Here is a 12,347-nt window from a genome sequence, read left to right as displayed (position 1 = left end):
GAGATTAACAATGAAACTTAATCCAAGCAAAATTGTAGACTGTACGATTCGTGATGGAGGTCTAGTGAACAACTGGGATTTCAGCGTAGAATTTGTACAAGATTTGTATAAAGGTCTGAACGAAGCAGGTATAGAATATATGGAGATTGGTTACAAAAACTCTCCAAAATTACTTAAAGGTGCAGAAGCAGCAGGCCCGTGGCGTTTTCTAGATGACGATTTCTTGCGTACAGTTATTCCTCAAAAAGGAACGACTAAATTGTCTGCACTTGTCGATATCGGTCGTGTTGCCGAAGAAGATATTTTGCCTCGTGAAGAAAGTATGTTAGATCTGATTCGTGTCGCTTGTTATATCAAAGATGTCGACAAAGCGCTTCAATTGGTGCAAACCTTCCATGATCGCGGATATGAGACAACGATCAATATTATGGCATTGTCTAATGTGATGGAAAATGAATTGCTAGAAGCGTTTGAATTGATCAACGAAAGTGTTGTCGATGTTGTGTATATTGTAGATAGCTACGGTAGTCTAGATTACAAAGACATGCTTTATTTGGTGGATAAATTCAAAACAAACTTGCCTAACAAACGTCTGGGTGTACATACCCATAACAATATGCAAATGGCGTTCTCTAACACGCTTGTAGCAGCAGAGCATGGTGTTGAATTACTGGATGCTTCGGTATACGGTATGGGACGTGCAGCAGGTAACTGTCCAACTGAGTTGTTAGTAACTCATTTGAAAAATACAAAATACACATTGCGTCCAGTATTAGAAATCATCGACAAACATATGATTCCTTTGCGTGAAAAAGAAGAGTGGGGTTATATCATTCCTTATATGATCACAGGATCATTGGATGAGCATCCACGTTCTGCAATGGCACTTCGTGCTTCAGATGACAAAGATAATTCTGTTGATTTCTACGATAAGTTGACGACTCCAGAAGTAAGCTTTGATTCTTCTAAAGGAACTAAATAGAATTAGCTAAACGTGCATAATCCATAAATAAAAAGAGCAATCTTCCTTAACAACTGGAGATTGCTCTTTTTGTTTATGATGTTCTAAGTAAATATCTATTAAGATTGAGAATATTCTTCAACATACGAACGTGTACCTGTTTGTTCATCATAATAGACTCGGTATGTTTTGCCATCAGCAGGATCAACAAACACTTCAGAAGTAGGGTGGGAATGTTTGAGTATATCGTTTTGTTGTTCGGAAGATCGTCGTTTTCCTTTGTATCGTTTATCAAAAAAGTACCAGCTTATTAAAAGTAGCGCAAGGAACCCACCAATTTGTAACGCAAAATAGATAGCGCCCATATTGAAAAAACTCATGCGATCGGTTCAATGGTCACTACTGTACCATAAGCAACAATTTCACTCATACTATTACCGATATCTCCGCTATCAAATCGCATCATGACTACAGCATTGCCGCCCATAGTATGAGCACTTTCCACCATACGATCCAAAGCCTGACGGCGACCATCTTCGATCATTTGAGTATATTGCTTGACTTCACCACCGACTAATCCTTTAAAAGAAGCCATAATATCGCCACCTATTCCGCGTGCACGTACAACCACACCAAAAGTCGAGCCAAGAACGTTAGTTACCCGGTAACCCGGAATATTTTCAGTCGTTACGATAATCATTTGTATCACTCCTGTCTGATTGATAAAAGGTATACTATACTTTTTATATACGTAAATCTATCTAAAATGATACACAAATAAAAGAAGTTGCAAGATAAATTTGAATATGGTATATTATATCTTGTCGTTAAGAAAGCCTAATGACTTTCCAAACGTGACCTCGGGATGTAGCTCAGCTTGGTAGAGCACCTGGTTTGGGACCAGGGGGTCGCATGTTCAAATCGTGTCATCCCGACCATCCATTTATGCGGGTGTAGTTCAATGGTAGAACTTCAGCCTTCCAAGCTGATAGCGTGGGTTCGATTCCCATCACCCGCTTACTGAAATACCAAGAGAAAGTCTTTGCGAAAGCGAAGGCTTTTTTTGTTATATTCATCTTGTTTCTAAAATATAGTTTCACATATATAAGTATAATGATGATTGTAACATTTGGCTTTTCGCTAAACTTTTGTTATACTGTCGTTGTCAGCGGTAATGATATAGTTTGCGTTTTTCAAGCTGACCATTCTGAAGAAATGAGAGGGTCCTATTGTCCAATGAAGTAAACATACGAATTTCCCTACGAACTGCACATGATAAAGCAGGCAGACAGCTCAAGCGGCTGATGCAAACGGGAGACGTATGTCCATGGATAGCAATAGGAAACTGTTATAATCACAGTTCAGGATGAATAAATTGTTTTTACTTTTGTGGTTAACGATGTCTTATGTCAACAACAGATATCACTAATCTAAAAGTAGAAGCACTGTATACTTATATCCTTTTGCTTATTTTACATATGGATGATTATGAATCTGACGTTCGCATGATTAACCGCGAGAGCATCTGCTCTGGCGGTTTTTTTATGATTTCAGAGAGGATGATGTTCAATGACAACCATCGTAAAAGTAAGCAATCTGGCAAAAGAGTGGAACGGTCAACAAATTTTTAAACAAGTGAATCTACAAATAGAAGCAGGAGAACGTCTCGCCTTGATTGGTGAAAATGGAAGTGGTAAAAGTACGCTGATCCAATTGCTAATGGATGATACTGAATGTACGGAAGGTAAAATCGAACGCTTTTTACCATTATCACAGTGGGATTGGATGAGACAGCAAGATGATCTTGAGCATATTCATCAAGGCTGGACAACGTTAGAAATAGCCAGACAAGGGAAGCCGGAATTGTGGGATTTGCGCCAACAATTAGATGAATGGGAGCAACAACTTCAGCATATTTCGGTGGAACAAGAAGGCGATCTCTATAATCAAGTGTTAGAGCAATATGGAAGTACGTTAGAAACGTATGAAAAATATAACGGATTCCTGTGGGAAATTGAAGTGGAAAAGCAACTGACAACAATTGGGATTACATCAGAGCTATGGAATATACCGTATACCCAGTTAAGCGGAGGTCAGAAAACAAGAGTACGTCTAGCCTCTGTCTTAACGCGTGAGACGCAGTTGTTGATCTTAGACGAACCTACCAATCATTTAGATACCGACACGATGGAATGGTTAGAAAAACGATTGCAACAATATACAGGTACATTGTTATTTGTCTCGCATGATCGTGAATTTGTAGATCGGATGGCAACGTCTGTCTGTGAATTGACATCGACAGGGATGACCAAGTATAAAGGTGGATACCGCGATTATCGTGAACACAAACAGCGCGAATTGCGAGCACAAGAATCACTGTACAAAAAGCAAGAACAACAGCGCAAAGCGTTAGAAGAATCGATTCGCAATTATCAGCAGTGGTTTGAACAAGCTCACCATGCGGCGGGTAAACAAAATGAAGTGAAAATCACCAAAAGCTTTTATAGAGATAAAGCGAACAAAAATATTTCACGCTATCATGCCAAAGAAAAAGCACTGGAACGATTAGATTCAGAAAGTGTGCAAAAACCGCGTGCTGCTGACAAAATGAACTTTGAATTAGAAGCGAGTGAGTTTAGAGGGCATACCTTAATTCGCTTGGATGATGTAAGTTTTGCATATGATTCTGCTCCAGAAAAAATAGAACAACAACATCAGACAATAGAGCTTTCAGATCATGCTCTGATTCAACATCTTAATATGAATGTACAACGTGGTGATCGTATAGCGATTACAGGGCCAAATGGGTCAGGCAAAACGACACTAATCAAGTTACTACTTGGACAGTTACAACCTTCTAGTGGTGAATTATGGCATCATCCAGCATTGAATATAGGGTACTTTTCACAGGAACTGGAAGGGTTGCCACTAGAGATGACATTGCTGGATAGTCTGCTTGTGTTGCCATCGATGACACGCACTGAAGCACAAACGATTTTAGGTTGTTTTTTGTTCCGCGGCGAAGATGTCTATAAGCAGATAGGACATTTAAGTATGGGAGAGCAGTGCCGGGTTGCATTAATACGGTTATATTTTGGCGGTGCAAATGTATTAATTCTCGACGAACCGACCAACTATCTAGATATCGCTGCGCAAGAAGTCATTGAGTCAGCGCTACAACAGTATGCAGGAACGATTATTATGGTGTCTCATGATCGGATGTTAGTTCGGCGATTAGCGACCCGATTGTTACAACTAGAGCGCAATCATCAGTATCAATGGTTTGAAGGTACTGTAGAAGAGTACGAAGCGGCTCAGACACATCAGCAACAAGAAGCTCAGGCAGGTGGAGTAGAAGGTTATCAACAACGTATGATGCTGGAATTGCGTCTATCTCAATTGTTAGCAGGGCTTGCCGATCAGAAGCAGTCTTATTCGTCATCCCGATCTCATGAGCATCTGCCTAAATCTACACAGGATATCGAACATTTAAATATAGAGCAGAACGATAATGACCCTATCTGGCAAGAAATCCAATCTTTACGCAAAGAATTAGCATCCTACTCGTCTCGTTCGTAAATAAATAGAATGTTCTTTTTGCATAACAATCGTTGACGGGAAGGCTGGTTATTTGTAAAATAGTGAGTATCTATTTTCACTATGACATCTGCAACGAAAGAGAAGAGTAAACAGTACTGTCGGACAGGGAGAAAATGCCATTAGATTGAGAGCATTTTTACAGAAGCAGGCTGTTGAAGTTCACTCTGGAGCAGCGTTCTGAAATATAAGTAAGCTTGTACCATTAAGCTGATCTATAGATTAGGAATAGCCGGTGTAACGATCCGTTATCGTCGTTTCGAGCGAGAAGCTTATAATCTACATGTGATTGATCTAGAGGAGACTCTATGTTGAGATACAGATTATAAATTTCTAACAAGGGTGGTACCACGGTCTTTTCGTCCCTTAAGGGGAGAAAAGGCCTTTTTTTGTTGTTTTGATAAAGTTCACACACTGCGGGATAGGAAGAAAGGGGCTTAACAACGATGAGCGAAATCGTCCAAATGCAAGAACATTTGCTTGCTTTGAAATCAGAAGCACTGGAAGTATTAGAAAAAGTAGCAACACCAAAAGAGCTAGCAGATCTACGTGTTAAATACTCTGGTAAAAAAGGAGCTTTAACCGAAGTATTGCGTGGTATGGGTAAGCTTAGTGCTGAAGAACGTCCGGTTGTTGGTCAAGTTGCCAATGAAGTGCGTGAAGCGATTGAAGAAGTAATCAATCGCAAGCAAGAAGAATTTGTACGGGCTGAGACAAATGAGCGTCTAGCGGCTGAGAAAATCGATGTAACTTTGCCAGGTCGTGGATTGCCACAAGGCGGTATTCATCCGATTAACAAAGTAATTGAACAAATGGAAGATATTTTCTTAGGTATGGGATACAGCGTGGCAGAAGGCCCTCAAGCGGAAAGCGATCATTATAACTTTGAAGCATTGAATTTGCCGAAAAATCACCCTGCTCGCGATATGCAAGATTCCTTCTATCTAACCGAAGATTTGTTGATGCGTACGCATACTTCTCCGGTACAGATTCGTGCGATGGAAGCAGCAAAAGGAAAAGCGCCTTTAAAAGTTATTTGTCCGGGTGCTGTATACCGTCGTGATGATGACGATGCGACTCACTCTTTCCAATTTTTCCAAATCGAAGGATTGGTGATTGATAAAGGGATTCGTATGAGTGATCTTAAAGGAACATTGCTTCAATTTGCACGTGAAATGTTCGGCGAGTCTACCGAAATTCGTTTGCGTCCAAGCTTTTTCCCGTTCACAGAGCCTAGCGTAGAAGTTGACGTTACGTTTGTGAAAAAGAATGGTGAACGTATCTGGATCGAAGTATTAGGTTGCGGTATGGTTCATCCTAAAGTGTTAGAAATGGGCGGTTTTGACCCTGAAGTATATAGCGGATTTGCATTCGGTATCGGTGTAGAACGGATAGCGATTTTGAAATACGGTATCGATGATATTCGTCATTTCTACAGCAATGATATGCGTTTCCTCAAACAATTCTCACGTATCTAATATAAAGGAGTGAATAGCAGTGAAAGTATCTACACAATGGCTGTCTCAATATGTTTCTTTGGATCAAGTCACTCCAGAAGAACTAGCTGAGCGAATTACACGTTCAGGAATCGAAATCGACAGCGTGGAATATCGTAATCAAGGCATTACTAACGTTGTCGTTGGTTATGTGAAAAGTAAAGAAAAGCATCCTGATGCAGACAAATTAAATGTATGTGTGATTGATGCAGGTCAAGGTGAAGATTTACAGATCGTATGTGGTGCTAAAAATATCGATGCCGGGCAAAAAGTTCCTGTCGCTCTTGTGGGTGCTAAATTACCAGGCGGGATGGATATCAAAAAAGCCAAATTACGCGGTGTATTATCGCAAGGCATGATCTGTTCTGCAAAAGAACTAGGTATTAACGATAAATTGTTACCTAAAGATCAACAAGAAGGTATTTTGGTTTTGCCTGAAAATACAGAAATTGGTACACCTATTGTGCAATTGCTTGGTTTGGACGATGCGATTTTGGATTTCGATCTGACACCGAACCGTTCAGATTGCTTGAGTATGTTAGGAGCGGCTTATGAAGTAGGCGCTATTCTAGGTCGTGATGTCAAATTACCAGAACTGAATTTTGTTGAAGCTGGAGATGCAGCAGCAGATCATATTTCAGTTACTATTGAAGCAACCGAGCAATGTAGTCACTTTTCAGCTCGTTATATCAGTGGTATTACTGTGGGAGCTTCTCCATTATGGTTACAAAATCGTCTGATTGCAGCAGGTATTCGTCCGATCAGTAATATTGTTGATATTACTAACTTCGTAATGTTGGAATATGGACAACCACTACATGCTTATGATGCTGACAAATTAAATCAAGGTGCGATTGAAGTACGCATGGCACGTGAAGGTGAAGTACTTACCACCTTAGACGATCAAGAACGTAAATTAGATGATCGTATGTTGCTGATTACAAGCGGCGGACAACCTGTAGGGTTAGCCGGTGTAATGGGTGGCGCTGATACGGAAGTGACTTCATCGACGGTTAATATTTTATTAGAATCTGCGAAGTTCGACGGTGGAACAATTCGCAAAACATCACGTCGTCTTGGACTTCGTTCAGAAGCAAGTCAACGTTTTGAAAAAGAAGTAGATCCTTCTGCTGTTGTGCCTGCATTGAATCGTGCGGCTGAATTAATCGTTCGTTATGCACATGGATTGATTCATGAAGGTATTGTAGAAGAAGTTGCACAAGTAGCAGAAGAGAAAACTTTGCAATTGTCTTTGAGCAAATTAAATCGTTATTTAGGTACAGAATTGTCTTTACTTGAAATCAAAACGATTTTTGCCCGTTTGCAATTCCCTTGTGGCGATGTAGCACAAGACTTATTAGAAGTTCGTGTTCCTACTCGTCGTGGTGATATTGTACGCGATGTTGATTTGATTGAAGAAGTGGCTCGTCTATATGGATATGATAATATTCCAACGACTTCTATTGAAGGTACAACAACACCGGGAGCATTAACCAAATCTCAACGCTTGCGTCGTACGATTCGCCATTTGCTCACTCATGGTGGATATCAAGAAGCGATCACGTATTCATTCACACATCCAGCGAAAAATGATCTGTTCCCACAATTGCGTGGAGAACAGCAACAAGTTGCACTGGCGATGCCAATGAGTGAAGATCGTAGCGTGTTACGTAGCACATTGATTCCGCAGTTGTTAGAAACAGCTTCATTTAACCGTAATCGTAAGCAGGAAAATCTAGCTTTATTTGAAATCGGTAGTGCATTCTTCAGCTCTGAGCAAGAATTGACTCGTCAACCGACAGAGATTCCTTTACTTGGACTATTGCTTACAGGCAGACGTCAACAAGCACAATGGAATACAGGCAATGAACGTGTTGATTTCTTCGATCTCAAAGGTGCATTAGAAAGCCTATTACAATATCTTGGACTACAATCTTTGATCACATACAAAGCAGATCAACCACAAGGATTCCATCCAGGACGTTCTGCATCTGTTTATTTGCAAGTCGGTAGTCAGCAACAATGGATCGGTGTAATTGGACAGATTCACCCTGATATTCAACGGGAGTCTGATCTGGAAGATACGTATGTAGCAGAGATTCAATTGGCTCCATTATATGAAGAAGCTGATGAGAAAATCGTATATAGCGAGTTGCCACGTTATCCTTCTGTACAACGCGATATTGCTGTTGTAATCAATGAAGACGTAGCAGCAGGAGAATTATTATCGTCTATTCGCCTGACAGCTAAAGAATTGTTGGAAACCGTGCAAGTATTTGACGTCTACACTGGTGATCGTGTAGGTGAAGGTAAGAAGAGTGTAGCGATAGCTATCGTATACCGTCATGCAGAGCATACATTAACAGACGAAGAAGTCACAGCTGTACATGATCAAGTCTTGACGGTGTTGTCTGAACAATTTGGTGCAGAACTGCGTAAGTAATCAGTTTGTCCCATCTTTATACTGCGTAGATTCCCTATCCAAATGACTGAGAAATAAAGAATCATGTTTGTTAGGGATGATAGCAGGAATTGACAAGAGTCGCATCGAATAACAATCGATGTGGCTTTTTTGTCTACATCCAACTAGAATAAACAGAAGAAGTAAAGGAGGGCACGATTGTGACAACACCCGAACGTATTCGAGTAAACGTGGATATTTATGGAACAACTTATAAATTAGTTGGCACGAGTGCCGATTATATGAGACAAATTGCTCGTTATGTAGACGAGCATATGAACGATATATCGCAAGCTCATTCTCATTTAGATAAAGCTAAATTAGCTGTATTAGCGGCTGTACACATGGCAGAAGAATCGATTAATGCCCAGATCAATCAGTCTGAATTTGATAAAGCTATCGCAGAGCAACAGCGCTTAAATACAGAGTTAGAACAATTACAAAGTGTGAAAGATCAACAACAAGAATTAATTCAGAAATTACAACAGGACAATCAACAACAAACAGCGACCAATGAACAATTACAAAAAAATGTAAAAGAAACATCTGCTCAATTAACACAGACTCAGCAAAAGCTAACTTCTGTGGAAGGGCAAAATAAACAGATTCAACAGCAAAATCAAGAACACAAATTAAATAACGAACAAATACAGCATAAATGGAAAATTGCTGAAGAAGCTCTTCAAAAAGCTTTGAAATCAAATGTGGAATTAGAACAAAATCTGCAACAAACGACAGAAAATTTACGCAGTGAGATTAATCTTTTAACAGAAAATGAAGAAGTGTCCAGTTTGCGAGTAATGGAGTTAGAAGAGCAGTTGCAACTGTTACAACAACAACATGATCGTATGCAACAAGATCATGCCGAACTGGAGGAAAATAACAAACGTACACTAATAGAGTTACAAGAATTAGAAGAAAAGCATAATCAACTCATCACACAAATAGCGGAAGCGCAAGAAGAATCCGAGACATGGCGCGAATTGTCTGTGCAACAAGAAGAAGAGTTGCAGACAGTACAAATTAATTTAACAAATGCACAAACGCAACAACAGCAATTAGAAGAGCAACTACGTGCATCTCAGCAACAAGTAACTGAATTACAAGAACAATTGGATACTGCTCAGCAAGAGATAGCAGAATCCAAAGAAGAATCTAATCGTTGGTATGAATTAGCACAGCAACAAGAGCAAGAAGTACAAAAAGTACAGATGGAATTAACACAAGCTCAAGAACAACGTCATACGTTAGAAGAACAAGCTTCTACAACCAAAGAACAAATGTCTATTTTGCATCAACAATTAGCAGATGCTAAAAATGAAGTATCCGCTACCAAACAAAGATTAGAAACGTGGCGCGAACTATCCGGTCAACAAGAACAAGAAGTTGCTCATATTCAAGCTGAATTGTCCCAAGCTCAAGAGCAACAAGTTGTATTGGAAGAACAGCGTGTAACGATAGAAGAGCAGCTTAACGAATTGGAAGAACAAAAGTCAGAACTGGATCAACAGCTAACAGAACTACGTCAAGAAAATGCTACGCTCAAAGAAGAAGTAGACACATGGCATGAACTATCAGATCAACAAGAACAAGAATTACAGACTGCACAAACCGAACTTGCACAGCAACAACAACAATATACAGCTCTACAACAACAACATGCTACTGTGCAAGCAGAATATGAATCATTACAATCAAGAAGTGAACAGTTACAGATCGAACATCAGTCTTTACAAGAGCAAGCACAGCAGTTGCAAAAGCAACAAAATGATCTTAATCAACAGCTAAGTACACTTCAAGAAACATTAACGGTAACACAAGAAGAAGCAGGAACATGGCGCGAATTATCAACACAACAAGAGCAAGAAGTGTCACAAATTCAAGCTGAATTGGCGCAGGTACAAGAACAATATACTGCTTTGCAACAGCAATCGAACAGTATTCAGACCGAGCGTAATGATCTGGAAAATCAATTGCATGTACTGGAAACAGAGCAGTCGGATTTACAGCAACAATGGGTAGAACTTCAAGAAACATTAACGATAACGCAAGAAGAAGCAGGAACATGGCGTGAATTATCAACACAACAAGAACAAGAAGTGTCACAAATTCAAGCTGAATTGGCGCAGGTACAGGAACAGTATACTGCTTTGCAACAGCAATCGAACAGTATCCAGACCGAGCGTAATGATCTAGAAAATCAAGTGCATGTACTGGAAACAGAACAGTCGGATTTACAGCAACAATGGGTAGAACTTCAAGAAACATTGACGGTAACACAAGAAGAAGCAGGAACATGGCGCGAATTATCAACACAACAAGAACAAGAAGTGTCACAAATTCAAGCCGAATTGGCTCAAGTACAAGAACAATATAATGTTCTACAACAGCAATACGCTTCAGAGCAACAAGCTCATGAATCAGTTCAAGCACAAGTGCTTCTATTAGAAGAACAACAATCGAATCTTAATCAACAATTAGTCGAACTCAAAAACACATTAACCGTTACTCAAGAAGATGCGGAGACATGGCGTGAGTTGTCAGGACAACAGGAACAAGAAGTTCAGCGTATTCAAGCTCAATTATTAGAGACGCAAGCACAAGCACAGACTGTAGAACAGCAAAGAGTACAATTGGCAGAACAACAGGCTGTTTTGAATCAACAACTTCATCAGGTTCAGCAAGAATTAGCAAGTGCTCAAGAAGAAGCGGAGACATGGCGCGAACTTTCTAGCCAGCAAGAGCAAGAAGTAGAACAGGCTCAAGCTCAGTTGTCTCAAGTGCGTGAACAGATGCAACCATTAGAACAGCAATTGCAGACACTGGAAGAACAACGTCATCAACTGGAAATGCAGCAGTCATCTCTCCAGCAAAAACTGGAAGATGTACAGCAACAGGTGATTACTGCAACAGAAGAAGCCGAGACATGGCGTGAATTGTCAACGCAACAAGAAGATGAAGTGAATCGTCTGCAAGCCCGTTGGACAGATGCTCAAGCGGAACGTCAGGTATTAGAAGAACAGCTTCGTGTTATCGAAGAACAACGTCAGACATTAGAATATCAATATCAAGATTTGGAAGAGTTACAGTCTGAACGTATCGATCAGCTAAATGAATTGCAACAGCAAAAATCAGCGATTCAAGAAGAAATGGATATGTGGCGTGAGCGCTCTAACGAGCAAGAAGATGAATTGCATACGTTACAAGCTCAATGGTCACAAGAACAGCAATATCATCAAGAGGCACAAGCTCAGGTAGCTACATTGAATCAAGAGTTATATGCTGTGCAAGATAAGCTAGGTCAACAAGAGCAAATGTTGCAAGAAGCAAATCACAATCTAGATCAATGGAATGAACGGTATACTCAATTAGAAGAAGATTATCGTACAGTGAGTCGGAATGAAGAAGGTTATCTAGAAGAAATTGGGCGTTTGGAACAACAAAGTCATCATTTGCGTCAAGAATTAGAAGAGTGGCAACAACGTATCAATGAAACCGAGCAATTACAACAAGAGCAAGCACAGCATATTGAACGGTTGGAGCAACAAGAACGTGAGTGGCGTGAACAACAAGATCAACTGGCTACTGTAGAGACACAGAAGTCGGAAGAAATGCAAGAGATATTGCAGCAGTACGAAGTGTCTTCACATCAATTACGATTGGTTCATATTGAACTGGAAGATCAGCGTGAAGAGAAAGAGCGCGTTATACGTGAGTTAGAACAGTTACAAGAACAGCATCGTCGTTTGGAAATTGAATATAATGAGTGGATGGAATTAATCGAGCAGGACCAGAATTAGATATCAAAATCCCTTTCTGCTTATCACTACGT

7 protein-coding genes and 2 tRNA genes are annotated in these 12,347 nt (G+C 40.1%); 7 read left to right on the top strand and 2 right to left on the bottom strand.

Going from position 1 to position 12,347, the window contains the following annotated elements; genetic code table 11:
* Positions 1-10: 10 nt before the first annotated feature.
* Positions 11-982 carry an aldolase catalytic domain-containing protein gene (locus ACFSGI_RS15285; RefSeq protein WP_204825088.1) on the top strand — a complete coding sequence of 324 codons (972 nt, stop codon included), beginning with the start codon at positions 11-13 and terminating at the stop codon, positions 980-982.
* 98 nt (positions 983-1,080) lie between these two features.
* On the opposite strand, the gene ACFSGI_RS15280 is transcribed toward ACFSGI_RS15285, so the two are convergent.
* A complete protein-coding gene (locus ACFSGI_RS15280) occupies positions 1,081-1,341 on the bottom strand; it encodes a hypothetical protein (protein ID WP_379283582.1) in 261 nt (86 codons plus the stop codon).
* Positions 1,338-1,661, bottom strand: coding sequence for a YbjQ family protein (locus tag ACFSGI_RS15275; protein WP_204825086.1), 324 nt, complete (start codon positions 1,659-1,661; stop codon positions 1,338-1,340). Before ACFSGI_RS15275 ends, ACFSGI_RS15280 begins: the two co-directional genes overlap by 4 nt.
* Before the next feature lie 161 nt (positions 1,662-1,822).
* Between ACFSGI_RS15275 and ACFSGI_RS15270 the strand changes: the two genes are divergently transcribed.
* The 6 genes from ACFSGI_RS15270 (at position 1,823) to ACFSGI_RS15245 (ending at position 12,315) form a co-directional block, all read left to right on the top strand.
* Positions 1,823-1,899 (top strand) — tRNA-Pro (locus tag ACFSGI_RS15270).
* Between the two features lie 9 nt (positions 1,900-1,908).
* Positions 1,909-1,979: transfer RNA gene (locus tag ACFSGI_RS15265), tRNA-Gly, on the top strand.
* A 551-nt stretch (positions 1,980-2,530) separates the two neighbouring features.
* Positions 2,531-4,540 (top strand): ribosomal protection-like ABC-F family protein, encoded by a 2,010-nt coding sequence (gene abc-f / locus ACFSGI_RS15260; protein WP_204825085.1) that lies wholly within the window; start codon positions 2,531-2,533, stop codon positions 4,538-4,540.
* A 482-nt stretch (positions 4,541-5,022) separates the two neighbouring features.
* Positions 5,023-6,036, top strand: a complete 1,014-nt coding sequence (pheS, locus tag ACFSGI_RS15255; RefSeq protein ID WP_204825672.1) for a phenylalanine--tRNA ligase subunit alpha — start codon at positions 5,023-5,025, stop codon at positions 6,034-6,036.
* A gap of 19 nt (positions 6,037-6,055) precedes the next feature.
* On the top strand, positions 6,056-8,497 hold the full coding sequence (gene pheT / locus ACFSGI_RS15250) for a phenylalanine--tRNA ligase subunit beta (RefSeq protein WP_204825084.1): 2,442 nt from the start codon (positions 6,056-6,058) through the stop codon (positions 8,495-8,497).
* 179 nt (positions 8,498-8,676) lie between these two features.
* A complete protein-coding gene (locus tag ACFSGI_RS15245; RefSeq protein ID WP_204825083.1) occupies positions 8,677-12,315 on the top strand; it encodes a hypothetical protein in 3,639 nt (1,212 codons plus the stop codon).
* The last annotated feature ends 32 nt before the right edge of the window (positions 12,316-12,347 follow it).

Origin of the sequence: Paenibacillus nicotianae (assembly GCF_042681745.1) — a bacterium.
In the GTDB taxonomy this organism is placed as follows: domain Bacteria; phylum Bacillota; class Bacilli; order Paenibacillales; family Paenibacillaceae; genus Saccharibacillus; species Saccharibacillus nicotianae.
Note: the sequence above shows the minus strand (reverse complement) of the source record. Positions and strands in the feature narration are given on the sequence as shown.